We start from the raw sequence: 24,839 nt of genomic DNA on the forward strand, positions 1-24,839 counted from the left end.
TCATCGACCGCGCAGGAAGAGTTTGTCCAGGTCGTCCAGGCCCATCTGGGTCCATGTGGGACGGCCATGGTTGCACTGGCCGCTGCGCTCGGTGTTTTCCATGTCGCGCAGCAGGGCGTTCATCTCGGGAATGGCCAAGCGCCGGTTGGCGCGCACGGCGCCGTGGCAGGCCATGGTGCCGAGCAGCTCGTTGAGGTGCGCCTGGATACGGTCGCTGGTGCCGTATTCCATCAAGTCGGCGAGCACATCCTGCACCAGCCGGTTGGCCTCCGCCTGCTTGAGCAAGGCCGGGATCTGGCGAATCGCCAGGGTCTCCGGGCCCAGGCGCTGAAGCTCGAAGCCCAGGCGCTGGAACCACTGCGCGTGTTCTTCGGCGCAGTCCGCTTCGCGCTGGCTCAGGGCCAGGGTTTCAGGCACCAGCAGCGGCTGGCCGCTAAGGCCTTCGCTGGCCATGGCCACCTTCAGGCGCTCGTACATGATGCGCTCGTGGGCGGCGTGCATGTCCACCAGCACCAGGCCAACGGCGTTCTCAGCGAGGATGTAGATGCCCTTGAGCTGCGCCAGCGCATAGCCCAGCGGGGGAATGTCACCCTGGCTTTCGGGAAGGGCCGCTGCCGGCGCCGCACCGTTTTCCAACGGCTTGTAAAACTCGCGATACACCGCCTGCGCTTCGGCAGCCGGCACCGGCTGTGACGGGCGTGGGGTGTACTGATACTGGTAGCCCGCGCCACTGCCGCCATTGGAGAACGACTGCTGCGGGGCACGAGGCTGCTCAAGCACCGGCGAAGCCAGGCGCATTTCGCCCTGCGGGCCGAACTCACCGGCCTGCTGGCCAGTCGGGCGGATCACCTCAGGCACGGCGGCAGGCGCGGCCAGTTGGTCTTCCGGGCGCACATCGGCCAGCGCACGGTGCAGGGTGCCATACAGGAAATCGTGCACCGAACGCCCTTCGCGGAAGCGCACTTCGTGCTTGGTCGGGTGCACGTTGACGTCGACGCCGTTGGGCTCCAGCTCCAGGAACAGCACGAAGGTCGGGTGCCGGCCATTGAACAGCACGTCGCGGTAGGCCTGGCGCACGGCGTGGGCGACCAGCTTGTCGCGCACTGCGCGGCCATTGACGAAGAAGTACTGCAAGTCTGCCTGGCTGCGCGAGAAGGTCGGCAGGCCGACCCAGCCCCACAGGCGCAGGCCGTTGCGCTCGACGTCGATCGGCAGCGCCTGCTCCATGAAGCCCGGGCCGCAGATGGCACCTACCCGCCGGGCACGCGCTGTTTCGTCGTGAGCCTCGTGCAGGCTGAGGATGCTCTTGCCGTTATGCCGCAGGTGGAAGCCGACATCGAAACGTGCCAGCGCCAACCGGCGGATCACTTCCTGCAAGTGATCGAATTCGGTTTTCTCGGCCTTGAGGAACTTGCGCCGTGCCGGGGTATTGAAGAACAGGTCGCGCACTTCCACCGAAGTACCTACCGGGTGCGCCGCTGGCTGCACCCGCGGGAGCATGTCGCGGCCTTCGGTTTCCACCTGCCAGGCCTCGGTAGCGCTGGCGGTACGCGATGTCAGGGTCAGCCGCGCCACGGAGCTGATCGAAGCCAGCGCCTCGCCACGGAAGCCCAGGCTCAACACCCCTTCCAGGTCTTCCAGCTCGCGAATCTTGCTGGTGGCATGACGGGCCAGGGCCAACGGCAGGTCGTCGGCAGAAATACCGCTGCCATCGTCGCGCACCTTCAGCAGCTTGACGCCGCCCTGCTCCACTTCCACGTCAATGCGTCGGGCACCGGAGTCCAGGCTGTTTTCCAGCAGTTCCTTGGCGACCGAGGCCGGCCGCTCGACAACCTCGCCAGCGGCAATCTGGTTGGCCAGCCGCGGGCTGAGCAGCTGGATGCGCGAACCGCCACTCATTGCGAGGCCAATGTGGTGGCGGGGATGTCAAGGCGCTGGCCAACCTTCAGCTCATCAGTCTTGAGGCTGTTGGTGCTGCGCAGGCTGGCCACGCTGACCTGGTAGCGCACGGCGAGCATCGCCAGGGTTTCGCCAGGGCGTACCGTGTGCTCACGCGGGCCGGCGGCAATCTTGCCGGTGTCACGCAGCCAGGCGATATAAGTGCCAGGCGGCGGGTTTTGCTGGAAGTACTGGCGCACACCGGTGTGGATCGAACGGGCCAACGCCTGCTGGTGGCTGGCGGTGGCCAGCTTGGCGGCTTCGTTGTTGTTCGAGATAAACCCGGTTTCAACGAGAATCGATGGAATGTCCGGCGATTTCAGCACCATGAAGCCGGCCTGTTCCACGCGCTGTTTGTGCAGCGAGGTGACGCGGCCCATGTTACCCAGCACCTTCTGCCCCACATTGAGGCTGGAACTGAGGGTGGCGGTCATCGACAGGTCCAGCAGCACGCCCGCGAGCATGCGGTCCTTGTCATCCAGGCTGACGTTGCCGGCACCACCGATCAGGTCGGAACGGTTTTCCGTGTCGGCCAGCCAGCGCGCGGTCTCGGAGGTAGCACCACGGTCAGACAGGGCGAACACCGAGGCACCAAAGGCGGCACGCGACGGCGCGGCGTCGGCATGGATCGAGATGAACAGGTCGGCGCCCTTCTTGCGGGCGATTTCCGTGCGCTTGCGCAGCGGAATGAAGTAGTCGCCAGTACGGGTCAGCTCGGCACGGAAGCCTTTTTCGCTGTTGATCTGGCGCTGCAGCTCTTTGGCGATCTGCAGCACGATGTCTTTTTCGTGCTGGCCGCGCGAGCCGGAGGCCCCCGGGTCTTCGCCGCCGTGGCCGGCGTCGATGGCCACCACGATGTCACGCTTGCCGCTCGGTACCGGTGGCAGCTTGATGGCGGGCTGGGCCGGGCTTACCGGCACGGCAGGCGTGGTTGCAGGCGTCTGCACCGGCGCTGGGGCCGGAGGCGGCGCGCTGGCCGCAATGGCGTCGGCTTCCTGGTCGTACAGGTCGACCACCAGGCGGTTGCCGTACTGGGCATTCGGCGCCAGGGTGAAGCTTTTCGGGGTGACCGACTTTTTCAGGTCGACCACCACGCGCAGGTCGGTCGGGGTACGCTGGGCCGAACGCACGCTGCTGATCGGCGTGTTGGAGGTGGCCACGTTCAACGGCGCGGCCAGGGTCGCACCATTGATATCGATAACCAGGCGGTCCGGCGCGCTCAGGGTGAAGACGCTGTGCTGCACGGGGCCAGACAGGTCGAAGACCAGCCGCGTGTTGTCTGGCGCGCGCCACAGGCGCACGCTCTTGACTTGAGTGACGGCCAGAGCGTCAACGGTCACCGTTGTCAGCAGCAGACCAACGATGGCGACCAGTGCGCGTATGCGCATACCTACCCCACTTACTGTTTATAGTGTTTGGCCAGTGCCACGCACCAGGCCTCGCCGCGAGCCCCCTGCGGCGAAAGGATCAGCGAGCGTCCGCCCGCTTGGGGGCTTATGGTAATGGTCAGGTCAGGCTTTGGCAAAACGCCCGCACCCTTTTGTGGCCACTCGAACAGGCACAGCGGGTCGCCCTCGAAATAGTCACGAATGCCCATGAACTCCAGCTCCTCCGGATCGACCAGGCGATACAGGTCGAAGTGGAATGCTCGGACCTCACCGATCTCGTAGGGTTCGACCACGGTGAAGGTCGGGCTTTTCACTGCACCCGTATGGCCCAGGCCACGGATCAGCCCTCGGGAAAGCGTAGTCTTGCCAGCGCCCAGGTCGCCTTCAAGAAAGATCACGCCGCGACCACCGGTCACCTCGGCCATTTTTTCACCGAAGTCGACCGTAGCCGCTTCATCGGCCAGAAACAGGGTTATGCCAGACACGCAGAATGCTCCTCCAACAACGCTCGAATGGCCGGCGCCAGATCACTGGCCGCCAGGCCTCTACCTTTTACACCCAGCCGCTCGCCCGCACAGGCGTGCAGCCACACCCCCAGCCCGGCGGCCTGCCAGGCCTCCAGCCCCTGGGCCAGCAACGCCGCCAGCACACCGGTCAGCACATCGCCAAAGCCGGCACCGGCCATGGCCGGATGGCCACGCTCGCACAGCATCAGCTGCCCGGCAGGGTCGGCCACCAGGGTACCGGCCCCTTTAAGCACGCAGACGCTGTTATACCGGCGCGCCAGCTTGCGCGCAGCACCCGGGCGGTCGGCCTGCACCGCCTCGGTGGAAATGCCCAGCAACCGCGCTGCCTCGCCCGGGTGCGGGGTGAGGATGCTGCCACTGGGCAGGGCCAGCGGGGTACGTGCCAGCAAATTCAGGGCATCGGCGTCCCACACCTGCGGCCGCTCGGCATTGGCTACTGCCGACAACAGGCTGCGGCCCCACGCCGCCTGCCCCAGCCCCGGGCCGACCACCAGCACCGAGGCTCGCTCCAGCACACCCATCAACTGATTGGCCGAACTGACGCCCAGGCACATTACCTCGGGCAAGCGCGCCAGGCTGGCCGGGACATGTTCGGGCCGGGTTGCCACGCTGACCAGCCCGGCACCGCACCGCAGCGCGGCTTCGGCGCTAAGCAGCACGGCGCCGCCGGTGCCAAGGTCACCGCCGACCACCAGCACATGGCCAAAGTCGCCTTTATGGGCATGCGCATGCCGTGCCGGCAGGTGCGCGACGGTCACGCTGCTGAGCAGTTGAGGGGCATGGCTGGGGTGTTTGGTCTGCGGCATGGGGTCAAAGGCTCCAATGTCTGGCAGAATTATACGCACCTGAACCCGTATTGCCTTGCCCATCCATGTCCGTCTGTACGCCTGACCTCGCCCAACTGGCCCAATCGATCAAGATTTGGGGCCAAGAACTCGGTTTTGCCCACGTTGGCATCGCCGGGGTCGACCTTGGCGAACACGAACATCACCTGCAACGCTGGCTGGATGCCGGCTACCAGGGTGAGATGGAGTACCTGGGCGCGCATGGCAGCAAGCGCTCGCACCCCGATCAGCTGATCCCCGGTACCGTGCGCGTGGTGTCGCTGCGCATGGACTACCTGTCCGGCGACACGCAGATGGCACAGCGCCTGGCACAGCCTGAAAAAGCCTACATCTCGCGCTACGCGCTGGGCCGGGACTATCACAAACTGGTGCGCAAGCGCGTGCAGTTCCTGGCCGACCGCATCCAGGAGGCCATCGGCCCGTTCGGTTACCGCGCCTTCGTCGACAGCGCCCCGGTGCTGGAAAAGGCCCTGGCCGAACAGGCCGGCCTGGGCTGGATCGGCAAGAATACCCTGCTGCTCAACCGCAAGGCGGGCAGCTACTTCTTCCTCGCCGAGCTGTTTGTCGACCTGCCAATACCGGTGGACGAAGCCACCACCAGCGAACACTGCGGCCGCTGCCAGGCCTGCCTGGACATCTGCCCGACCCAGGCCTTCGTCGGGCCCTATGTGCTGGATGCGCGGCGCTGCATTTCATACCTGACCATCGAGCTGAGGGGCGCGATCCCTGTCGAACTGCGCGCGAAGATGGGCAACCGGGTGTTCGGTTGCGACGACTGCCAGATCGTCTGCCCATGGAACCGCTTTGCCAAACACAGCCAGGAGCAGGACTTCCAACCACGGCATGGGCTGGAAAATGCCGAGCTGGCGGAAATGTTCCTGTGGGATGAGCGCACCTTCCTGCGCAAGACCGAGGGTGGGCCGTTGCGGCGGGCGGGGTATGAGCGATTCTTGCGCAACCTGGCGGTGGGGCTGGGCAATGCGCCGTCCACAATTCCGGTGATCGAGGCGCTGAAGGCCCGGCGAGAGGATGAATCGGAGCTGGTGCGCGAGCATGTGGAGTGGGCGCTGGCCCGACACGACATTCAATAGCCGGGGGCCGCTACGCGGCCCCAGAATTCACTGCTGGTCGTTGTAGTGGAACTTGGGCATTTCCCAGTGAAAACGGATTGCCAGCAACCGCAGCAGGAACCCGCCAAACAAGGTCAGCAGCATCGCTTGCTCTGCCGGCACCTTGAAATACACACACCCCAGGTAGAACCACGCAGCCGCGAACGACACGCTGGCATAGAGTTCGCGCCGGAACACCAGCGGAATGTCGTTACAGAAGATATCCCGCAAGATCCCGCCAAATACCCCGGTGATCACCCCGCTGATCGACGCCACCAGCATGCCCTGCCCCATCTCCAGCGCGGTCATGCAGCCAATCAGGGTAAAAGCCACCAGCCCCAGCGCATCGAGCACCAGAAACAGCGAGCGCAGGCGGCGCATCATCGGCGCAATGAAGATGGTCAGCAGCGCCGCGAAGCTGGTCAGCACCAGGTATTCCGGGTGTTTCACCCAGGTCAGCGGGTAATGCCCGAGCAGCACGTCGCGCACCGAGCCGCCACCCAGGGCGGTGACGCAGGCGATCAGCACCACGCCGAACCAGTCCATGCCGCGGCGCCCGGCAGACAGCGCGCCAGTCATGGCTTCGGCAGTGATGGCGATGAGGTAGAGCATCAACAACATGGTGCGGGTCCGTGCGAGAAAGGCGCGCAGTCTAACCAGTTGCTCGAAGCACCAAAAGGGGGCGCAGATACAATATCTGCGCCGTTTCAGCTCACACCTTGATGAAGTGCTCGCGGTAGTGGCGCAGCTCGGCGATCGATTCGCGAATGTCGTCGAGCGCCAGGTGGGTATTGCCCTTCTTGAAGCTGTCACGCACATTCGGCGCCCAGCGCGCGGCTAGCTCCTTCAGGGTAGAGACATCCAGGTTGCGGTAGTGGAAGTAGTTTTCCAGGTTGCGCATGTGGCGATAGAGGAAGCGGCGGTCCTGGCAGATGCTATTGCCGCAGATGGGCGACTTGCCCTTTGGCACCCACTGTTCGAGGAAGGCGATGGTCTGCGTCTCGGCTTCAGCCATGCTGACCTTGCTCTCGCGCACGCGCTGGGTCAGGCCCGAAGCACCGTGGGTGCGGGTGTTCCATTCGTCCATGCGCGCCAGCACTTCGTCACTGTGATGGATAGCGATCACCGGCCCTTCGGCCAGGGTGTTCAGCTCACTGTCGGTGACGATGGTGGCCATCTCGATGATGACGTCGCTGTCCGGATCCAGGCCGGTCATTTCCAGGTCGATCCAGATCAGGTTCTGTGGGTTTTGCATGCAGGGGCTCCTCGTATAGGCCGTCATAGTAGCCTAGTGGCCAGGGCACGCCCATTCACTGCACAAAGGTAAGCGGAAAAGTCCAACGCCTGGCGTGCTAAACTGCCTGCCGTTTTCAATGCCCCTCGCCGGGCCTCTCTCACGGTACCTTCATGGCCAAACGCCAGCTCAATCGCCGCCAAAACTGGCGGATCGAAAAAATCCAGGGCGAGCGCGCCGCTCGCGCCGCCAAACGCGAGCAGCACGTGCTGCAAGAACTGGAAGGCGGCGATTTGGGGCCTGAGCAACTGGGCCTGGTGATCGCGCACTTCGGTGTGCAGGTAGAGGTGGAAGCCCAGGACGGCGAAACCGCAGGCCAGGTGTTCCGCTGCCACCTGCGCGCCAACCTGCCAGCACTGGTCACCGGCGACCGCGTGGTATGGCGTGCGGGCAACCAGGGCATTGGCGTGATCGTGGCGCAGATGCCGCGCAGCACCGAGCTGTGCCGGCCGAACAATCACGGGCAGCTGAAGCCTGTGGCAGCCAACGTCGACCTGATCGTGATCGTGTTCGCCCCGGCCCCGGAGCCCCACCCGAACCTGATCGACCGCTACCTGGTCGCTGCCGAGCACGCGGGGCTGCGCCCGCTGCTGCTGCTGAACAAGGCCGACCTGATCAACGACGAGAACGGCCCTGGCCTGCATGCGTTGCTGGAGGTTTACCGCGAACTGGGCTACCCGCTGCTGGAGGTATCGGCACACCACGGTGATGGCATGCAGCGCCTGCAACAGCAGCTCGACGGCCACATCAGCGTATTCGTCGGCCAGTCGGGCGTGGGCAAGTCGTCGCTGGTCAACAGCCTGCTCCCAGACGCCGGCACCCGTGTCGGCGACCTGTCGGAATGGTCTGGCCAGGGCACCCACACCACTACCACGGCGCGGCTGTACCACTTCCCTAACGGCGGCGACCTGATCGACTCGCCGGGCATCCGCGAATTCGGCCTTGGCCATGTCAGCCGCGACGATGTGGAGGATGGCTTCATCGAGTTTCGCGACCTGTTCGGCACCTGCCGCTTCCGCGACTGCAAGCATGACCGCGAACCGGGCTGTGCGCTGCTCAAGGCGCTGGACGAAGGGCGCATCAAGCCGCAGCGCATGAACAGCTACCGCTCGATCATCGCCAGCCTGTCACAAGACAGCTATTGAGTTGCAGGCGCGGCCTTGCGCCGCGCCCACTAGGGCCGAGCAGGCTTACTGCTCCTTGGCGTCATCCATCTTCAGCGTGCCATCTTCAAAGATGTTCAGCTTCTGGCGCAGCTCACGCGGCTGCATCGGCGCTTGTTCGGTATCCCCCGGTGCGGCCGGCGCCGCAGCCCCTGGCGCAGCACCGCTGGCCGGTGGCGCAGGCTCGGCAGCCGGCGCTTCCGGCGCACCCTGCTCACCCTCGATATTGCGCTGTGCCTTCTTGGTCAGCACGATGATGTCGATGCGGCGGTTGACCGGATTGAACGGGTCCTTGCGGTCGAACAGCGACGACGAAGCGTAGCCCACCACCCGCGCCACCTGCCCGTCCGGGTAACCACCGGCCACCAGCGCACGGCGTGCGGCGTTGGCGCGGTTGGCCGACAGCTCCCAGTTGCCGAATTCGCCAGTGCCGGCATACGGCTTGGCATCGGTGTGGCCGCTGATGCTGATCTTGTTCGGCACCGCCTTGATGGTGTCGGCCATGGCCAGCAGGATATCTTCGAAGTACGGCTGCAAGCGCGCGCTGCCGATGTCGAACATCGGCCGGTTCTCGGCATCCATGATCTGGATGCGCAGGCCATCCTGGGTGATCTCGAACAGGATCTGGTCCTTGAACTTCTGCAGTTGCGGGTTCTCTTCCACCTTGTTCTGCAGCTCTTGCAGCAGCAACTCCAGACGCTCACGCTCGACCTGCTCGGCCATGGTCTCGACCTGGTCTTTGTTCAGCTGGGTCGTGGTCTCGGGCATCGGCTCGGATTTGGCTTCCGGGTTGATGGTTTTTTCCGGTGCCAGCTCAGGCGAACCACCCAGGTCGATGACATAAGGCGTGCCGCTTTCCGAAAAGCCGATCGGGTCCTTGAAATAGCCGGCGATGGCGATCTTCTGCTCCGGCGTGGCCGTGGACATCAACCACAGCACAAGGAAGAACGCCATCATTGCCGTAGCAAAGTCGGCAAAGGCGATTTTCCAGGCGCCACCGTGGTGGCCGCCGCCAAAGCGCTTGACGCGCTTGACGATGATGGGCTGATTGTTCTCCATGACTCAGCGACCGCGAACCGCTTGTTCCAGCTCGGAGAAGCTTGGGCGGTGCTTGGGGTACAGCACCTTGCGCCCGAACTCGACCGCCAGCGAAGGTGGCATGCCCGAGGCCGACGCAACCAGCGAAGCCTTGATCGACTCGTAAAGGTTCAGCTCTTCCTTGGCATCGTGCTCCAGGCACTTGGCCAACGGGCCAAAGAAGCCGTACGCCGCCAGAATACCGAAGAAGGTACCGACCAGTGCCGCACCTACGTGCATGCCGATGGCTGCCTGGTCACCCTCGCCCAGCGAGGCCATGGTCACCACGATACCCAGTACTGCCGCGACGATACCGAAGCCTGGCATGCCGTCGGCGATACCGGTCACCGCATGGGACGGGTGCTCCAGTTCTTCCTTCATGCTCAGCAGTTCCATGTCGAACAGGCCTTCAAGCTCGTGCGGGGCCATGTTGCCGGTGGACATGATGCGCAGGTAGTCGCAGACGAACGCGGTCATGCGCTCGTCGGCCAGCACCGTCGGGTACTTGGCGAAGATCGGGCTGGCTGCTGCGTCCTCGATGTCGGCCTCGATGGCCATCATGCCTTCGCGACGGCTCTTGTTGAGGATCTCGTACACCAGGCCCAGCACCTCCAGGTAGTAGGCGTGGGTGAAGCGCGAGCCGAACATCTTCATCGACTTCTTGATGACGTGCATGGTCATGTGGCCAGGGTTGGCCTGCAGGAATGCACCAAAGGCCGCACCGCCGATGATCAGTACTTCGAACGGCTGGATCAGCGCCGCGATCTTGCCGTGGGAGAGCACGTACCCGCCGAGCACGCTCGCGAATACGACGATGATGCCGATAATTTTAGCCATAGGTTCAAAGCACTTGCTGTCGTGGTCAGGGGAAGAGACGGGAGCTTTAAAACTCTTCTTCTACTTATCGGCAGAACTGCGCCAGACTATAGCCACTCAATGCGAAAAGCCAGTTCGGACTGATGTCAAAATGCCAATTGAAACCAAGGTGCCCGCTCAGGCCCCACGTACGCTAGAGGCCTGGGTAAAGCTGCTAGAGAGTGTTCGCATCCCCGTGCCGAAGCACAGCTACGACCGGGTCATGGCTGCCATCCACGATAGCCGCCGCTCACTGCGTGATATCGCCGAACTGATGCAGGATAGCCCGGCACTGGTGCTGTCGGTGATGCGCGAAGCCAATCACCCCACCAATGCCAGCCAGGCAGCGCCTGCCGAAAGCCTGGAAGTCGCCCTTAATCGCCTGGGCCTGGAGCGCAGTGAACAACTGCTCAAGCGCCTGCCCTCGGTGCCTGTTGAAGAAATCCCGCCCGTGCTCAGCCAGTTCCAGCTGATCAGCCAGCACGCCTCGCAACAGGCCAGCGGCCTGTTCGCCAGCCGCCTGGCACGGCTGTGGCAGGAGATTCACTGGGGCAGCCTGCTGTTCCTGTCGCCACTCTGGCCGCTGGCGTTGGCCTACCCCAAACTGCTAGACACCTGGGAGCTAAGGGTTATCCACAAGGGCGAAGACGCCGCCCATGTGGAGGAAGAGCTGTTTGGCGTGCGGATCATGGCGCTGTGCCAGACCATGGCGGAGTACTGGCGCCTGCCGCAGTGGGTGACTCAGGGCTACCGCCTGCTGCTGGAAGAGCGCGAGCAACTGGCTCAGGTACTGAGTATCGCCCGCGACGAAGACCTGCTCAGCCAGCAACACCGCCTGGACGCAGAGCCCGGCCTGCGCCGCTGGTTCAACCAACCGGCCAACACCGTGCTGCTGGCCAACAACCTGGCTCTGGCAGCGCAAGTTGGCTGGGACAACCCGCACCTGCTGCGCTGGCAGCTGCTGACCGCGCTGTACCTGCAAACCTCGCTGGAAGATGTGCAGCAGCAAGTGCACCAACAGGCCGCCGCCAGTGCCCGCCGCCACGCCCGGCACGCGTTGTTCCACCCGGCGGAGGCGTTGATCTGGCCCTGGCACCAGCGCCGCCCGCACCCGGACATGCTCGCCCCGCCACCGCCCAGCAGCGACGACCTGGCACGCTGGCGCAAGCTGTGCCAGCACCTGCTGGCCCAGCCTAGCCCGTTCACCAACACCGTGCACCTGGCCACCCAGGCCCTCGAAGCCCTGCAGGCCTGCGGCATGCAACGCATCCTGCTGCTGAGCCTGGACAAAGCCAGCGACTACCTGCGCGTGCAGCAACTTGCCGGCCTGCCCAAGGAGGCTGGCGCCCTGGCCCTTCAAGTGTCGCAGAACAAACTGCTGCAAAAGCTGCTGGCCCAGGCAGGTCAATTGCGCATCACCCCGGAAAACCACACCCAGTTCTCGGCACTGCTACCCGCACCCCTGCGTGCACTGTTCCGCAGCGAGCATGTGCTGCTACGCTCGCTGGCGGTGAACGACCAGGTGCTGATGCTGATGGTGGCCGACCAAGGCTGCCGGCCTTTGGCCGACATCAGCGTGCAGGCCTTCGGCAAGACTGCGCAATGTACCGAGCGGGCGCTGTCGGTGTTTGCCAACCGCAAGGGCTGAGCCTTGCGCTACAATCGCCCCTCTTTCCACACTGGAGACCGTGGATGACTGACTTTTCCGGCCTGCCCCTGGTGATCGAAGCCGCGGACCTGCTGCCACGCCTGGATTCGCCCCAGCTGATCCTGGTCGATCTGAGCAGCGCCAACCGCTATGTCAGCGGGCATATCCCCGGCGCACGCTTTGTCGAAGGCAAGCGTACCCAGCTTGGCCAGCCTCCTGCGCCCGGCCTGCTGCCTGCGCTGGGTGACCTGGAAAAACTGTTCAGCGAACTCGGCCACCGCAACGACGCCGTGTATGTGGTGTATGACGATGAAGGCGGCGGCTGGGCCGGGCGTTTCATCTGGCTGCTCGACGTGATCGGCCATAAGCATTACCACTACCTCAATGGCGGCATCCAGGCCTGGCCAGCAGACAAGCTGACCACCGAAGTGCCCGCCAGCGGCAACCATCCGGTGCATCTGCGTATCGACAACGCGCCCACCGCCACCCGCGAGTACCTGCAAAGCCGCCTGGGCGCCGATGACCTGGTCATCTGGGACGCACGCGGCCCGCAGGAATTCAATGGCGAGAAAGTGCTGGCAGCCAAGGGTGGCCATATCCCCGGCGCGATCAACTTCGAGTGGACCGCAGGCATGGATCTGAACGACCACCTGCGCATTCGCAAGGACATCAAAGAAGTCCTCGAGCAACTGGGCATCACCCCTGACAAGGAAGTGATCACCCACTGCCAGACCCATCGCCGCTCCGGTTTCACTTATCTGGTGGCCAAGTCCCTCGGCTACCCACGCGTCAAGGCCTATGCCGGCTCGTGGAGCGAATGGGGCAACCACCCGGACACGCCTGTAGAAGTTTAAGGAACCTGCATGAAATCCCGTCTGTTCATCATCAGCCAGTACCTGCTGCCGCACCACCTGCTGTCGCGGTTGGCCGGCTGCGTTGCCGAGTGCCGCGCGCGCTGGTTCAAGAACGCCTTCACCGCCTGGTTCGCCAAGCGCTACCAGGTCAACATGTCCGAAGCCCTGGTCGAGGACTTGAGCGCCTACGAGCACTTCAATGCATTCTTCACCCGCGCCCTGAAGCCAGGTGCCCGCCCACTGGACGAAACCCCGGGCGCAATCCTGTGCCCCGCCGACGGCGCTGTCAGCCAGCTCGGCCCGATCGAGCACGGTCGCATCTTCCAGGCCAAGGGCCACGGTTTCAGCGCACAAGAGCTGCTGGGCGGCGATCCGGCCATGGCCGCACCATTCATGGGCGGCGAGTTCGCCACCATCTACCTGTCGCCCAAGGATTACCACCGCGTGCACATGCCGCTGGCCGGTACCCTGCGCGAAATGGTCTACGTGCCGGGCCGCCTGTTCTCGGTCAACCAGACCACCGCAGAGAACGTTCCCGAGCTGTTCGCCCGCAACGAGCGCGTGGTCTGCCTGTTCGACACCGAACGCGGACCGATGGCCGTGGTGTTGGTGGGTGCAATGATCGTGGCCTCGATCGAGACCGTGTGGGCCGGGCTGGTGACGCCGCCCAAGCGTGAGCTGAAGACTTTCCGTTACGACGAAGCCAGCCGTGCGCCGATCCACCTGGAGAAAGGTGCTGAACTGGGCCGCTTCAAGCTGGGCTCGACCGCCATCGTGCTGTTCGGGCCAGAGCAGGTGAAATGGGCTGAAAATCTGGGCGCTGGTTCCGCAGTGCGCATGGGGCAGCTGTTGGCAGAGCCTGCACAGGCTTGATTACCTGAATGATCCCCGGGGCTGCTTTGCAGCCCTTTCGCGACACAAGGCCGCTCCCACAGGTACAGCGCCGCATTTGAAGCCTGCGCGGCACCTGTGGGAGCGGCCTTGTGTCGCGAAAGGGCCGCAAAGCGGCCCCGGATTTTCGGATCAGCCGCGGGCGTCGCGGTCGCGCAGGCCCAGCAGGTACAGCACACCATCCAGCCCCAGGGTGGAAATGGCCTGTTTGGCCGACTGGCGCACCAGCGGCTTGGCGCGGAACGCCACGCCCAACCCGGCCAACGAAAGCATTGGCAGGTCGTTGGCACCGTCACCCACGGCAATGGTCTGCTCCAGCTGCAAACCTTCTTCACTGGCCAGCTTCTGCAACAGCTCGGCCTTGCGCTGGGCATCGACGATCGGCTCGACCGCCACGCCGGTCACCTTGCCGTCGACCACTTCCAGCTCGTTCGCAAATACGTAGTCGATACCCAGACGCGCCTGCACCTGGCGGGCAAAGTAGGTAAAGCCACCCGACAGGATCGCAGTCTTGTAACCCAGGCGCTTGAGTTCGGCGAACAGGTTTTCGGCGCCCTCGGTCAGGCGCAGCGAAGCCCCGATTTCGTCCAGCACGCCCACATCCAGGCCCTTGAGCAGCGCCATGCGCTCCTTGAAGCTGGCGCGGAAGTCCAGCTCGCCGCGCATGGCACGCTCGGTGATGGCCGCCACCTGCTCACCCACGCCGGCCGCCTTGGCCAACTCATCGATGACTTCGGCCTCGATCAGCGTGGAGTCCATGTCGAACACCGCCAGACGGCGGTTGCGACGGAACAGGTCGTCCTTCTGGAAGGCGATGTCGACGCTCAGCGCTTCAGCCAGGGCAAAGAAGTCAGCCCGCAGGGCCTGGGCGTCGCTCGGCACGCCGCGCACGGAAATTTCGATGGCCGCCTTGCCCTTTTCGGTTTCGGCGTCCAGCGCTACCCGGGCCGACAGGCGTTCGATGCGTTCGATGGTCAGGCCGTACTGGCTGATCACCGCACTCACACGCTGCAATTGCTCGGGGGTGATCTTGCGGCTGAGCAGGGTCACGATGTGGCGCGCTTCACCCTGGCCGTCGGCCCATTGCTGGTAGTCTGCCTCGGAAATCGGCGTGTAGCGGGCCTGCAAGTTCAGCTCGTGAGCCTTGGCCTGCACGCTTTGCAGCAGCGCGGTAGCCACTTCGTTGTCCGGGATATCGACCAGAATGCCGAACGACAAGGTGCCGTGCATGACCGCCAGGCCGATGTCGAGGATGCTCACACCGCCCTGCAGCAGGACGCCGGTGATAGCCGCAGTGAGACCGGGACGGTCCTCACCGGTGATGTTGATCAGGACGATTTCGCGCACAACCTGGCTCCGACTTCGATGAAAAATGCGCATTCTACCGATTTTCCATGACCATCGGGCGCCAACGATACTTTGCCGACAAAACCCGGCTCGCTATACTCCCCCCACTTTCATGCCATTAAGAGCCGAGCTCAGTGAACCGGCCCACGCCCGTCAAACCAGACAACTTCTTCCTGATGATCTATCGTGCCCTGAGTCAACGTCGCGTGCCGCTGGCACTGCGCATCGCCTGCACCAACATCTTCCTGGTGGCGCTGGCGCTGGTGATCTACGCCTGCGTCATGGGCCTGCAGTTCAAGCAGGCCATGCATGAGCAGGCCGATGCCCTGGGCCAGAGCCTGACCACCCAGACGGCCACGTCGGCAACCGAGCTGCTGGTGTCAAACGACATCCTCAGCCTCAACGTGCTGCTGGGTAACCTGGTGAAAAACCCGCTGGTGGCCCATGCGGCAATCTACAGTGTGGACAACCGCATCCTCGCCGAAGCCGGCCAGCGCCCGCGCAACAGCCTGCTGGGTGAGGCCGAGGGCTTGTACCAGACCAAGATCACCTTCCAGGACGTCACTGCCGGGCAACTGCGCATAAGCCTGGACATGAGCCAGTTCCAGCAACCGATGCTGATCAGCCTGCAGAGCATGGGTATCCTGGCCGCCATCCTGCTGGTACTCGCGTTGACCCTGAGCCTCCGCCAGGGCCGCTTCATTACCCTGCCGCTGCTGCAGTTGCGGGTATGGCTGCGCGACCCGCAACCCTACACCCCGGCCACCGACCGTCAGGACGAGATCGGCGATATCGCCCGCCAGCTGCATGCGCGCCTGGCCCCGCCGCCACCGCCAGAGCCCGAGCTGGAGGAAGAGGACGACGCGCAATACGACGACCTGCACGAGCCTTCACCGGCCCCCAAGGCCGCGCCACGCGCCAGGGTTGCCGCGGTGGAAGACGAGGATGACGACGATGCCTTCGCCGGCCTGCTGGACGACGACAGTGCGCCCAAGGCCGCTGCAGTGGTCGAGTCTGACGAACCGCAGTACAGCGCCGTCCTTGCCGTGCAACTGGGCTCGCAGGAGCAGTTGCGCCGTTTGCCACGCACACGCCTCACCGAGCTGACCGAACGCTACCGCGATTGCCTGGAGCACGCGGCTTCGCTCTACGACGGTGAAACCCACACGCTGAACGATGGCAGCACCCTGGTGCTGTTCCACAGCCGCGATTGCGGCGAAGACTACCTGACCAATGCCATCTGCTGCGGCGAGCTGCTGCGCGCCCTGGGCCACGCCCTGCAGATTGAAGTGGCCGACAGCGGCATCACCCTGCAGCTACAGCTGGGCCTGGCCCTGGGCAACGACCTGCAAGGGCTGGAGATGGTGGACCTGCTGATGGCCGAAAAGGCCCAGGATGCCCTGGCACTGTCGCAACACAGCCGCAACCTGTTGCTGGTGGAACGGCAGATCAGCGATGACGCGCTGATTCGCCAGCGTGCGCGTATTCGCCCGATTGCCAGCCCTGAGGGTGCCTGCTGCGTGGAGCGCTTGATGGAGCCTTACCCGTCGATGCTGGAGCGGCAGTTGGCGCGGATGCACGAGCGCAGGGCCTGAGGCCTGCACGACACCTGTGGGAGCGGCCTTGCGTCGCGATAGGGCCGCAGCGCGGCCCCAGGGCTTAGGATATGACACAGATCGCTGGGGCTGCTACGCAGCCCTATCGCGACACAAGGCCGCTCCCACAAAGTCCTCGTCAACCCTACAGATACGAAAAAGCCCGCAAACATGCGGGCTTTTTTGTGGCTGGCGGCTTGATCAGAACCGATAAACTTCCATATCGGTACGAATCGGCGACGCCATCGGGATCTTGGATTTCTCCGGCGCCTTCTTCACTTGCACCGGCGCTGCGGGCTTTTTAGGCGACTCTTCGGCAATTGCCGGCTGGTTGGCCAGTGGCTTCACCGCAGTGCTCAGCTGTTCAGCCAGCTTCTGCAGCAGTTGGCCCTGGGCCTGCACCTGCGACGATTCGCTGCCCTCGTGCGGCTGTTCAAGGTGAACGATGCGGTTGTCACGCACATGGCCACGGCGGTCCAGCAGACGCCATTGGGCGTCGAGAATGGCCGGCTGGTTTTTGCCCGAGTCCAGGCGGGTGATCGACAACAGCACTTGTACATCCGGGCTGAAACCAGCGGTTGCCGGGGCCAGCACCACGCGCTGGCTGTCCAGGCGCCAGGCAAGCTGACGCACCAGCAGCTGGTCGATATCCGACGAAAGGCTGCCCGCCCAGCGACCGTCGGTCGCCGCGCTCAGGCTGCCATCGGCCTGACGTTGCAGGAACGTCTCGCGCTGCAGGTAATCGGCCACCGATACCGGGCCGAGTACCACGGCCATGCCTGCACTTTGCGAAGGCTGGCCAGGATCACCACTGTCGAGCTGGTACAGGGCAACCGGCTGATGCATGGTGCACCCGCCAAGGCCCAGCAGGCCAGTCATCAACAGCGCAAATGGAAGGCGCAGAAATTTCATCATCCCATCCAGGCGGTCGCCTACAGGCACACCGCAGTGATACATATAGATTCAAACGGGCACACGACTACGTCGGCACCGCAAGGGCCATATCATCCGCGAAATAACCGTCCGACTCCAGCATTTCTGCCCGGAACGGCGCTGAAATTGCCGTTCCAGACATTTCTACCGGTTAAGCCGGTACTTCCACCTGCAACCCATCGACGCGCTGGAAGCCGCGCGGCAGCTTGCTGCCCCGCCGTCCGCGCTCGCCCTTGTAATGCTCCAGGTCGTCCGCTTTCAGAGATAGGGTACGCTTGCCGGCTTGCAATACAAGGGTTGCACCTTCGGGAATCACGGCCAGATCAGTGACAAATTCTTCACGGCTGGCCACCCGGTCGCCCGGCACGCCAATGATCTTGTTGCCCTTGCCTTTACCCAGCTGTGGCAAGTCGCTGACCTTGAATACCAACAAGCGGCCCTCGGTGGTGACTGCCGCCAGCCAGTCCTGCTCGCGGTCGGCCACCGGGCGCGGGGTCATGACCTTGGCCCCGTTGGGCAGGCTGAGCAGGCCCTTGCCGGCCTTGTTCTTGGCCTGCAGGTCTTCGCCCTTGACCACAAAGCCGTAACCGGCATCCGATGCCACCACATAAAGTGCATCGTCATCCGGCAGCAGCACGCATTCGAAGGTCGCCCCCGGTGGCGGCGTCAGGCGGCCCGTCAACGGCTCGCCCTGGCCGCGCGCCGATGGCAGGCTGTGAGCGGCCAGCGAGTAGCTGCGGCCAGTGGAGTCGATCAACACGGCAAACTGGTTGGAACGCCCGGCCGCAGCGGCCTTGAAGCCGTCGCCGGCCTTGTAGGAAAGGCCGGTAGCGTCGATATCGTGGCCTTTGGCACAACGCACCCAGCCCTTCTCCGACAGCACCACGGTAACCGGCTCGGTCGGCATCAGTTCGTTTTCCGACAGCGCCTTGGCTTCGGCGCGCTCGACAATCGGCGAGCGGCGGTCGTCGCCGTAGGTTTCGGCATCCTTGATCAGTTCGCTACGCACCAGCTTGCGCAGTTTGGCCTCGCTACCCAGCAAGGCCTGCAGCTTGGCCTGCTCCTTCAGCAGCTCGTCCTGCTCGCCGCGGATCTTCATCTCTTCAAGGCGTGCCAGCTGCCGCAGGCGGGTCTCGAGGATGTAGTCAGCCTGAATCTCGGTGAGCTCGAAGCGCTCGATCAGCGCCTGCTTGGGGTGCTCTTCGGTACGGATGATATGGATCACTTCATCCAGGTTGAGGAACGCGGTGAGCAAACCGTCCAACAGGTGCAGACGCTTCTCGACCTTGTCCAGGCGGTGCTGCAAGCGGCGGCGAACCGTGTTGGTGCGGAACTCCAGCCACTCCACCAATATCGCTCGCAGGTTCTTCAACTGCGGCCGGCCATCAAGGCCGATGATATTGACGTTGACCCGGTAGCTGCTTTCCAGGTCGGTGGTGGCGAACAGGTGCTGCATCAGTTCGTCGGCATCCACGCGGTTGGAACGCGGGATGATAACGATGCGGCACGGGTTCTCGTGGTCCGACTCGTCACGCAGGTCGGCGACCATCGGCAGCTTCTTGGCCTGCATCTGCGCGGCGATCTGCTCCAGCACCTTGGCCCCGGAAACCTGATGCGGCAGCGCAGTGACGACGATATCGCCATCTTCGACGCGGTACACGGCACGCATGCGGATCGAGCCACGGCCGCTCTCGTACATTTTGAGGATTTCCGCCCGAGGCGTGACAATCTCGGCCTCTGTCGGGTAGTCCGGCCCCTGGATGTGCTCGCACAGCTGCTCGATGGTGGCCTTTGGCTCGTCGAGCAGGCGCACACAGGCGCTGGCCACTTCACGCAGGTTGTGCGGCGGTACGTCGGTGGCCATGCCCACGGCGATACCGGTGGTGCCGTTGAGCAGGATGTTGGGCAGGCGCGCGGGCAGCACGGCCGGCTCCTGCAGGGTGCCGTCAAAGTTCGGCACCCAGTCGACGGTGCCCTGGCCGACTTCGCTCAGCAGCACTTCGGCGTAGCGCGACAAGCGCGCCTCGGTGTAACGCATGGCGGCGAACGACTTCGGATCGTCCGGCGCACCCCAGTTGCCCTGGCCGTCGACCAGGGTGTAGCGGTAGCTGAACGGCTGCGCCATCAGCACCATGGCCTCGTAGCAGGCCGAGTCGCCGTGGGGGTGGAACTTACCGAGCACGTCACCGACGGTACGCGCCGACTTCTTGTGCTTGGCATCGGCATCGAGCCCCAACTCGCTCATGGCGTAGACGATGCGTCGCTGCACCGGCTTCAAGCCGTCGCCGATATGCGGCAAGGCGCGGTCCATGATCACGTACATGGAATAGTTGAGGTAGGCCTGTTCGGTGAAGTCAGCCAGCGAGCGGCGTTCTACGCCGTCCAGGCTGAGTTCCAGTGAGTCGCTCATGCGGGCCTCGTCATTTCAGGTTCTGGCGCAGCAGCATGGTGCCGCCGCGCTGGGTAAATTCAAGTTGTTTCAGGGCACTCATGCCCAGCAATACGGTTTGCCCTTCCAGCCCAGGCACCACGGTGGCGCGCACATCCTGCAGGCGGATATCGCCCAGCAGCAGGTTGGCCAGGCGCGTACGATAACCTTCGGTGCGGCCGTTGGCGGTGCTGAGCAGTACCGGGCTGCCCCGCTCCAGGTTCAGGTCCCGGGCCAACGCCTCGGGAATCGCCACATCGGTGGCCCCGGTATCGAGCATGAAATGCACCACCTGGCCATTGATGGCACCATCCACCACGAAATGGCCCTGGCCATTGCTCAGCAGCCGCACCTCGATAAAGCCTTCGCCATGCTCGGACTGCACCTGGGTGTTGGGGTTACGCTGGCTGTCTTCCCACTGGCCGAAAAAGCGGGTGGCAAGAAACAGTGCCGCCGCCCAGGCGACGACCATCAGCACCCTGCCCGCGCGCTTGCCCGGCGTCTGGCTCATGGCTTGGCGCTCCAGCCGCCTTCCGGCGCTTCGAAACGCCAGACGATCGGGCGGGTTTCGCCATCGGCGCGGGCGCCGTTGTTGTTGTCCAGGCCGATCCAGGCGCCCTTGGCATCGATTACCAGCGCTTCGGCCAGACCGAACGGTTGCGCGTAGCGGCGCGACTCCACCAGGGCATCTGCTGCAAACGACCAGCAACGCTCGACCTTGCCGCTGTCGACATCACGCCGGCACACCCGGTAGGCGTTGCGTTCGAGCGTGAACAGCTTGCCCTCGAACCAGGCCAGATCGGAAAAATCGCGCGAAAGCGCTCGGGCATCGGGCATTTGCGCCGGCTGCATCTCGACCCCGGCCTCGCTCAACAGCACACAGCTGCGCCCGCAAGTCCACACCGATTGCTGGCGCTCGATGGCTACCAGGCCACGCCGCTCGCGCTCGGCCGCCAGCCACAGGCGGTCGCCCGCCGGGTTGATCGCCAGGCCTTCGAACAGTGCATTGAAGTTCAGCAGCATACCGCTGGCGCGGGCCTGGCGGACCATGGCCGGATCGATTTTCAACCAGTCCGGTTCGCCGTCCACGGGCAACTGCAAGACGGCGGCATGGGCTTCACTGGCCAGGTAGAGGTTACCCGCCTGATCACAGGTGATGCCCTCGAAGTCCAGCTCGCCTCCGCGAATGTACGACGCCGCCCAGTTGCGCGACTTCAGGCCCCACGGCAGGCCGCTTTCCGGCGGCGATGGGGGGGTGAAGGTCAGCGGTTGCGCGCGCCAGGTCGGGTTTTGCTGGTCGAAGCGGTAGATTCGGTCGTCGTCGCGATCGGACACGCCCCACAGCCCGCCCCGGCACTCCACCAGGCCCGAAAGGTTGCCACCGCGCATGCCGTCGATCGGGTGTTCGGCACTGAGCTTCAGCTCGGGCCAGTTGCCCGCAAGGCTCGGCAGGGCAACCAGCGCAAGGCAAACGGCAAGAAACTGCCGAATCAAACCATGACCTCGGCCAGATTGCCTTTGGTTTCCAGCCAGCTCTTGCGGTCGCCGGCGCGCTTCTTGGCCAGCAGCTTGTCCATCAGCTCGCAGGTGGCCTGCACGTCATCCAGGGTCAACTGCACCAGGCGCCGGGTGTTCGGGTCCATGGTGGTTTCGCGCAGCTGTGGCGGGTTCATCTCGCCCAGGCCCTTGAAGCGGGTGACCTGCGGCTTGCCGCGCTTCTTCTCGGCCACCAGGCGATCGAGGATGCCGTCACGCTCGGCTTCGTCGAGGGCGTAGTAGATTTCCTTGCCCAGGTCGATGCGGTACAGCGGCGGCATGGCCACATACACGTGCCCGGCCTCGACCAACGCCCGGAAGTGCTGAACGAACAGCGCGCACAGCAGCGTGGCAATGTGCAGGCCGTCAGAGTCGGCGTCGGCGAGGATGCAGATTTTGCCGTAGCGCAGTTGCGCAAGGTCGGTGGCACCGGGGTCAACACCAATGGCCACGGCAATGTTATGCACTTCCTGGCTGGCCAGGACTTCGCCACCGTCCACTTCCCAGGTGTTGAGGATCTTGCCACGCAGCGGCAGGATCGCCTGGAACTCCTTGTCCCGCGCCTGCTTGGCCGAGCCACCGGCCGAGTCACCCTCGACCAGGAACAGCTCTGCACGCATCGGGTCCTGGCCGGCACAATCAGCCAGTTTGCCGGGCAGTGCCGGGCCCTGGGTGATGCGCTTGCGCTCGACCTTCTTGCTGGCCTTGAGGCGGCGTCCGGCATTGCTGATGGCCAGCTCGGCCAGCTGCATGCCCAGCTCGGGGTGGGCGTTGAGCCACAGGCTGAAGGCGTCCTTGACCACGCCGGAAACGAACGCTGCCGCTTCACGCGAAGACAGGCGCTCTTTGGTCTGCCCGGAGAACTGCGGGTCCTGCATCTTCATCGACAGCACGAAGGTGATGCGTTCCCAGACGTCTTCCGGTGCCAGCTTCACCCCCCGCGGCAGCAGGTTGCGGAACTCGCAGAACTCGCGCATGGCATCCAGCAGCCCCTGGCGCAGGCCGTTGACGTGGGTACCGCCCTGGGCGGTCGGAATCAGGTTGACATAGCTTTCCTGGATGCTGTCGCCGCCCTCTGGCAGCCACAGCAGTGCCCAGTCAACGGCTTCCTTGTTACCGGCCAGGCTGCCGCAGAACGGCTCGTCGGGCAGGCGCTGGAACTCGTTGACCGAATCGACCAGGTAAGAGCGCAAACCGTCCTCATAGTGCCACTCGACCTTTTCGCCGCTGGCCTTGTCCTCGAAGCTGACCAGCAGGCCCGGGCACAGCACGGCCTTGGCCTTGAGCACATGCTTGAGGCGGCTGATGGAGAATTTGGGCGAGTCGAAGTACTTCGGGTCAGGGCTGAAGTAGACGCTGGTGCCGGTGTTGCGCTTGCCGACCGAACCAACCACTTCCAGCTCGCTGGCCTTGAAGCCATCGGCAAAGGTCATCTGGTATTCGTTGCCGTCGCGCTTGACGCGCACACGCACCTGGGTCGACAGGGCGTTGACCACCGAAATACCCACACCGTGCAAACCACCGGAGAACTGGTAGTTCTTGTTGGAGAACTTGCCGCCGGCGTGCAGCTTGGTGAGGATCAGCTCGACCCCGGACACACCCTCTTCCGGGTGGATGTCCACGGGCATGCCGCGGCCATCGTCGCTGACTTCAAGCGAGTGGTCCGCATGCAGGATGACCTGCACCGAACGGGCGTGGCCAGCCAGGGCTTCGTCGACGCTGTTGTCGATGACTTCCTGGGCCAGGTGGTTGGGGCGGCTGGTATCGGTGTACATGCCCGGCCGCTTGCGGACCGGGTCAAGGCCCGAGAGGACTTCGATGGCGTCTGCGTTATAGGCGCTAGCGCTGGGATTGGCCATAGGGTCTCTTCGTCAGTCTGGTGAGTGCAAAAAAGTCAAAATACAGAAAAGTCGAGCGCCGCATACTGCCCGCGGGCAATGCCGGCGAAGGCCAGCAGTGCCGGCAGGTGCTGGGCGAAGCCCTGGAAGCTGTGGTCGCCACCGGCCTGGATGCGCAGGGCACATGCACGGTAATAGTGCTCGGCGTGGCGATAGTCCAGGGTTTCATCGGCGGTCTGCAGCCACACTTGATAGCGGCTGGCATCGACCGGGGCCGGTACTTCCAGCTCGGCCAGGGCCTTCACGTGATCGTGGGTCAGCTCCCAGGTTTCACCACTGTAATGATTGCGCTGGGTGCCCAGGTAACCGTCGAAATGCTTGTGCGGGGTTACCGCCGGGTTGACCAGCAGCGCTTTCAGGCCATAGCGCTCGGCCAGATGGGTGGCATAGTAGCCGCCGAGCGAGCTGCCCACCAGTAATGGCGCACCGAGTTCTGCGATAGCCGCTTCGAGCTGGGCGATGGCCTGGCGCGGGTGGTGGTGCAAGGCAGGCACGCGTAGCTGGGCCGACAGCCCCAGTTGCTGCATCACGGCTTCGAGCTGGCGCGCCTTGGTGGAAAGCGGCGAGCTGTTGAAGCCATGGATATAGAGGATGGAACCCGACATGCTGCCCCCGGAAACTGTGGCGTTGCGCCTGATGATGCGGGCGCAGGGACGCGCAGTGTAGCGCGTTCGCCGGGTTTTGACGCCGCTTCGGGGTTTTAGCAACAAATTCTTCAATACCCTGGGCTATCGAAGTCGAGCTTTACATCGAAATCCAGCGCCCGCTCTACCCCGGTCTCCAGCCGCCCATCGGCATGCAGGCGCAACCAGCGGTAACCTGGGTGTTCCTCGCTCACCTGGAAATCCTCACTGCGCGCCGCGAACTGAATGCAGGTCGACGGCGTGGCCAGCAGGCGCCGGCCATCGCGTACTTCATCCCATTCCTGATGCACATGCCCCCACAGCAACGCCCGCACCTGTGGATAAGCCTTGACGATATCGAACAGTGCCTGGGCGTTGCGCAAGCCGATCGGCGCGATCCAGGCGCAGCCGATGTCCACCGGCTGATGGTGGAAGCACACCAGGCAATACCGCTCACCTGCGCCTTCCAAGGCGGCTTTCAGCACCGCCAGCTGGCCATCTTCCAGAAACCCGTGGGTTGCACCGTGCACGGCGGTGTTGAGCATGACCACGCGCCACGCGCCAATATCGGTCACCGCCTGCACCAGCTCCGGTGCCACTTCGGCCATGACCCGGGCTTCATCATGGTTGCCCGGCAACCAGCGGGTGGGCACGGCAAATGGCGCGGTCAGCTCACGAAACGCTTCATAAGAGGCAACACTGGCATCCTGGGACAGGTCACCCGTGCACAGCAGCAAGTCGACAAGCGGTTGCTCTCGCCGCACCTGGGCCACCACATGGCGCAAGCTGTCACGGGTTTTGAGGCCCAGCATGCTGCCGGCCGGATCGGCGAAAAGGTGAGCGTCGGTCAGTTGCACCACATGCACAGGGCGCGTCAGGTCTGCCCGCAT

At 64.2% G+C, this 24,839-nt stretch carries 22 protein-coding genes; 6 read left to right on the top strand and 16 right to left on the bottom strand.

Features of this window, described 5'->3' with window-relative positions:
- The 4 genes from mutL to A0O30_RS09620 are packed head-to-tail and all read right to left on the bottom strand — an operon-like array spanning position 1 to position 4,659.
- Positions 1-1,899 carry a DNA mismatch repair endonuclease MutL gene (mutL, locus tag A0O30_RS09605; protein ID WP_105946315.1) on the bottom strand — a complete coding sequence of 633 codons (1,899 nt, stop codon included), beginning with the start codon at positions 1,897-1,899 and terminating at the stop codon, positions 1-3.
- Entirely contained in the window at positions 1,896-3,326 is a 1,431-nt protein-coding gene (locus A0O30_RS09610; protein ID WP_016712322.1) for an N-acetylmuramoyl-L-alanine amidase, read from the bottom strand. Before A0O30_RS09610 ends, mutL begins: the two co-directional genes overlap by 4 nt.
- A gap of 11 nt (positions 3,327-3,337) precedes the next feature.
- The gene (tsaE, locus tag A0O30_RS09615) at positions 3,338-3,802 is read right to left on the bottom strand and encodes a tRNA (adenosine(37)-N6)-threonylcarbamoyltransferase complex ATPase subunit type 1 TsaE (protein ID WP_371920898.1); all 465 of its coding nucleotides are present in this window, start codon (positions 3,800-3,802) and stop codon (positions 3,338-3,340) included.
- A complete protein-coding gene (locus A0O30_RS09620) occupies positions 3,799-4,659 on the bottom strand; it encodes an NAD(P)H-hydrate dehydratase (protein WP_105946317.1) in 861 nt (286 codons plus the stop codon). Before A0O30_RS09620 ends, tsaE begins: the two co-directional genes overlap by 4 nt.
- Positions 4,660-4,724: 65 nt before the next feature.
- On the opposite strand from A0O30_RS09620, the gene queG reads away from it, so the two are divergent.
- Complete coding sequence (gene queG, locus A0O30_RS09625; protein WP_105946318.1) at positions 4,725-5,789, top strand: tRNA epoxyqueuosine(34) reductase QueG; 1,065 nt, start codon at positions 4,725-4,727, stop codon at positions 5,787-5,789.
- A gap of 27 nt (positions 5,790-5,816) precedes the next feature.
- Here queG and A0O30_RS09630 read toward each other — a convergent pair whose 3' ends face one another.
- Together A0O30_RS09630 and orn are read right to left on the bottom strand one after the other, a co-directional pair.
- Positions 5,817-6,428, bottom strand: coding sequence for a trimeric intracellular cation channel family protein (locus A0O30_RS09630; protein ID WP_020193322.1), 612 nt, complete (start codon positions 6,426-6,428; stop codon positions 5,817-5,819).
- Between the two features lie 91 nt (positions 6,429-6,519).
- The gene (gene orn, locus A0O30_RS09635) at positions 6,520-7,062 is read right to left on the bottom strand and encodes an oligoribonuclease (protein ID WP_105946319.1); all 543 of its coding nucleotides are present in this window, start codon (positions 7,060-7,062) and stop codon (positions 6,520-6,522) included.
- A 152-nt stretch (positions 7,063-7,214) separates the two neighbouring features.
- Here orn and rsgA point away from each other — a divergent pair, with 152 nt between their 5' ends.
- Positions 7,215-8,246 carry a small ribosomal subunit biogenesis GTPase RsgA gene (gene rsgA, locus A0O30_RS09640; RefSeq protein WP_105946320.1) on the top strand — a complete coding sequence of 344 codons (1,032 nt, stop codon included), beginning with the start codon at positions 7,215-7,217 and terminating at the stop codon, positions 8,244-8,246.
- Positions 8,247-8,291: 45 nt separating this feature from the next.
- Here rsgA and motB read toward each other — a convergent pair whose 3' ends face one another.
- A complete protein-coding gene (gene motB / locus A0O30_RS09645; RefSeq protein ID WP_105946321.1) occupies positions 8,292-9,323 on the bottom strand; it encodes a flagellar motor protein MotB in 1,032 nt (343 codons plus the stop codon).
- Positions 9,324-9,326: 3 nt separating this feature from the next.
- Positions 9,327-10,178, bottom strand: a complete 852-nt coding sequence (motA, locus tag A0O30_RS09650; protein ID WP_016712329.1) for a flagellar motor stator protein MotA — start codon at positions 10,176-10,178, stop codon at positions 9,327-9,329.
- 130 nt (positions 10,179-10,308) lie between these two features.
- Here motA and A0O30_RS09655 point away from each other — a divergent pair, with 130 nt between their 5' ends.
- The 3 genes from A0O30_RS09655 to asd are packed head-to-tail and all read left to right on the top strand — an operon-like array spanning position 10,309 to position 13,571.
- Complete coding sequence (locus tag A0O30_RS09655; protein WP_105946322.1) at positions 10,309-11,844, top strand: HDOD domain-containing protein; 1,536 nt, start codon at positions 10,309-10,311, stop codon at positions 11,842-11,844.
- A 44-nt stretch (positions 11,845-11,888) separates the two neighbouring features.
- Positions 11,889-12,698 carry a rhodanese-like domain-containing protein gene (locus tag A0O30_RS09660; protein ID WP_105946323.1) on the top strand — a complete coding sequence of 270 codons (810 nt, stop codon included), beginning with the start codon at positions 11,889-11,891 and terminating at the stop codon, positions 12,696-12,698.
- A gap of 9 nt (positions 12,699-12,707) precedes the next feature.
- Positions 12,708-13,571, top strand: a complete 864-nt coding sequence (asd, locus tag A0O30_RS09665; RefSeq protein WP_016712332.1) for an archaetidylserine decarboxylase — start codon at positions 12,708-12,710, stop codon at positions 13,569-13,571.
- A gap of 150 nt (positions 13,572-13,721) precedes the next feature.
- Here asd and serB read toward each other — a convergent pair whose 3' ends face one another.
- A complete protein-coding gene (gene serB, locus A0O30_RS09670) occupies positions 13,722-14,936 on the bottom strand; it encodes a phosphoserine phosphatase SerB (protein WP_105946324.1) in 1,215 nt (404 codons plus the stop codon).
- Between the two features lie 134 nt (positions 14,937-15,070).
- On the opposite strand from serB, the gene A0O30_RS09675 reads away from it, so the two are divergent.
- Positions 15,071-16,531: an AhpA/YtjB family protein gene (locus tag A0O30_RS09675; RefSeq protein ID WP_105946325.1), complete on the top strand. Its 1,461-nt coding sequence runs from the start codon at positions 15,071-15,073 to the stop codon at positions 16,529-16,531.
- Between the two features lie 201 nt (positions 16,532-16,732).
- Here the strand turns inward: A0O30_RS09675 and A0O30_RS09680 are convergent, their stop codons facing one another.
- The 7 genes from A0O30_RS09680 to cpdA all read right to left on the bottom strand — a co-directional run bounded on the left by A0O30_RS09680 (position 16,733) and on the right by cpdA (position 24,839).
- A complete protein-coding gene (locus A0O30_RS09680; protein ID WP_060500352.1) occupies positions 16,733-17,443 on the bottom strand; it encodes a membrane integrity-associated transporter subunit PqiC in 711 nt (236 codons plus the stop codon).
- 172 nt (positions 17,444-17,615) lie between these two features.
- On the bottom strand, positions 17,616-19,874 hold the full coding sequence (gene parC / locus A0O30_RS09685; protein ID WP_016712337.1) for a DNA topoisomerase IV subunit A: 2,259 nt from the start codon (positions 19,872-19,874) through the stop codon (positions 17,616-17,618).
- A 10-nt stretch (positions 19,875-19,884) separates the two neighbouring features.
- Positions 19,885-20,403, bottom strand: coding sequence for a TIGR02281 family clan AA aspartic protease (locus A0O30_RS09690; RefSeq protein ID WP_105946326.1), 519 nt, complete (start codon positions 20,401-20,403; stop codon positions 19,885-19,887).
- A complete protein-coding gene (locus A0O30_RS09695) occupies positions 20,400-21,386 on the bottom strand; it encodes an esterase-like activity of phytase family protein (RefSeq protein WP_105946327.1) in 987 nt (328 codons plus the stop codon). Before A0O30_RS09695 ends, A0O30_RS09690 begins: the two co-directional genes overlap by 4 nt.
- Complete coding sequence (gene parE / locus A0O30_RS09700; protein WP_016712340.1) at positions 21,383-23,287, bottom strand: DNA topoisomerase IV subunit B; 1,905 nt, start codon at positions 23,285-23,287, stop codon at positions 21,383-21,385. Before parE ends, A0O30_RS09695 begins: the two co-directional genes overlap by 4 nt.
- A gap of 35 nt (positions 23,288-23,322) precedes the next feature.
- Positions 23,323-23,931: a YqiA/YcfP family alpha/beta fold hydrolase gene (locus tag A0O30_RS09705; RefSeq protein WP_016712341.1), complete on the bottom strand. Its 609-nt coding sequence runs from the start codon at positions 23,929-23,931 to the stop codon at positions 23,323-23,325.
- Positions 23,932-24,041: 110 nt separating this feature from the next.
- Positions 24,042-24,839: a 3',5'-cyclic-AMP phosphodiesterase gene (cpdA, locus tag A0O30_RS09710; protein ID WP_105946328.1), complete on the bottom strand. Its 798-nt coding sequence runs from the start codon at positions 24,837-24,839 to the stop codon at positions 24,042-24,044.

It is taken from the genome of Pseudomonas sp. LLC-1 (genome assembly GCF_002992185.1).
Classification (GTDB): Bacteria; Pseudomonadota; Gammaproteobacteria; order Pseudomonadales; family Pseudomonadaceae; genus Aquipseudomonas; species Aquipseudomonas monteilii.

Coding starts and splice junctions, on each gene's coding strand:
- mutL (WP_105946315.1), bottom strand. CDS start 1,899: ATGAGTGGCGGTTCGCGCATCCAGCTGCTCAGCCCGCGGCTGGCCAAC.
- A0O30_RS09610 (WP_016712322.1), bottom strand. CDS start 3,326: ATGCGCATACGCGCACTGGTCGCCATCGTTGGTCTGCTGCTGACAACG.
- A0O30_RS09620 (WP_105946317.1), bottom strand. CDS start 4,659: ATGCCGCAGACCAAACACCCCAGCCATGCCCCTCAACTGCTCAGCAGC.
- queG (WP_105946318.1), top strand. CDS start 4,725: ATGTCCGTCTGTACGCCTGACCTCGCCCAACTGGCCCAATCGATCAAG.
- A0O30_RS09630 (WP_020193322.1), bottom strand. CDS start 6,428: ATGTTGTTGATGCTCTACCTCATCGCCATCACTGCCGAAGCCATGACT.
- orn (WP_105946319.1), bottom strand. CDS start 7,062: ATGCAAAACCCACAGAACCTGATCTGGATCGACCTGGAAATGACCGGC.
- rsgA (WP_105946320.1), top strand. CDS start 7,215: ATGGCCAAACGCCAGCTCAATCGCCGCCAAAACTGGCGGATCGAAAAA.
- motB (WP_105946321.1), bottom strand. CDS start 9,323: ATGGAGAACAATCAGCCCATCATCGTCAAGCGCGTCAAGCGCTTTGGC.
- motA (WP_016712329.1), bottom strand. CDS start 10,178: ATGGCTAAAATTATCGGCATCATCGTCGTATTCGCGAGCGTGCTCGGC.
- A0O30_RS09655 (WP_105946322.1), top strand. CDS start 10,309: ATGCCAATTGAAACCAAGGTGCCCGCTCAGGCCCCACGTACGCTAGAG.
- A0O30_RS09660 (WP_105946323.1), top strand. CDS start 11,889: ATGACTGACTTTTCCGGCCTGCCCCTGGTGATCGAAGCCGCGGACCTG.
- asd (WP_016712332.1), top strand. CDS start 12,708: ATGAAATCCCGTCTGTTCATCATCAGCCAGTACCTGCTGCCGCACCAC.
- A0O30_RS09680 (WP_060500352.1), bottom strand. CDS start 17,443: ATGAAATTTCTGCGCCTTCCATTTGCGCTGTTGATGACTGGCCTGCTG.
- parC (WP_016712337.1), bottom strand. CDS start 19,874: ATGAGCGACTCACTGGAACTCAGCCTGGACGGCGTAGAACGCCGCTCG.
- A0O30_RS09690 (WP_105946326.1), bottom strand. CDS start 20,403: ATGAGCCAGACGCCGGGCAAGCGCGCGGGCAGGGTGCTGATGGTCGTC.
- parE (WP_016712340.1), bottom strand. CDS start 23,287: ATGGCCAATCCCAGCGCTAGCGCCTATAACGCAGACGCCATCGAAGTC.
- A0O30_RS09705 (WP_016712341.1), bottom strand. CDS start 23,931: ATGTCGGGTTCCATCCTCTATATCCATGGCTTCAACAGCTCGCCGCTT.
- cpdA (WP_105946328.1), bottom strand. CDS start 24,839: ATGCGGGCAGACCTGACGCGCCCTGTGCATGTGGTGCAACTGACCGAC.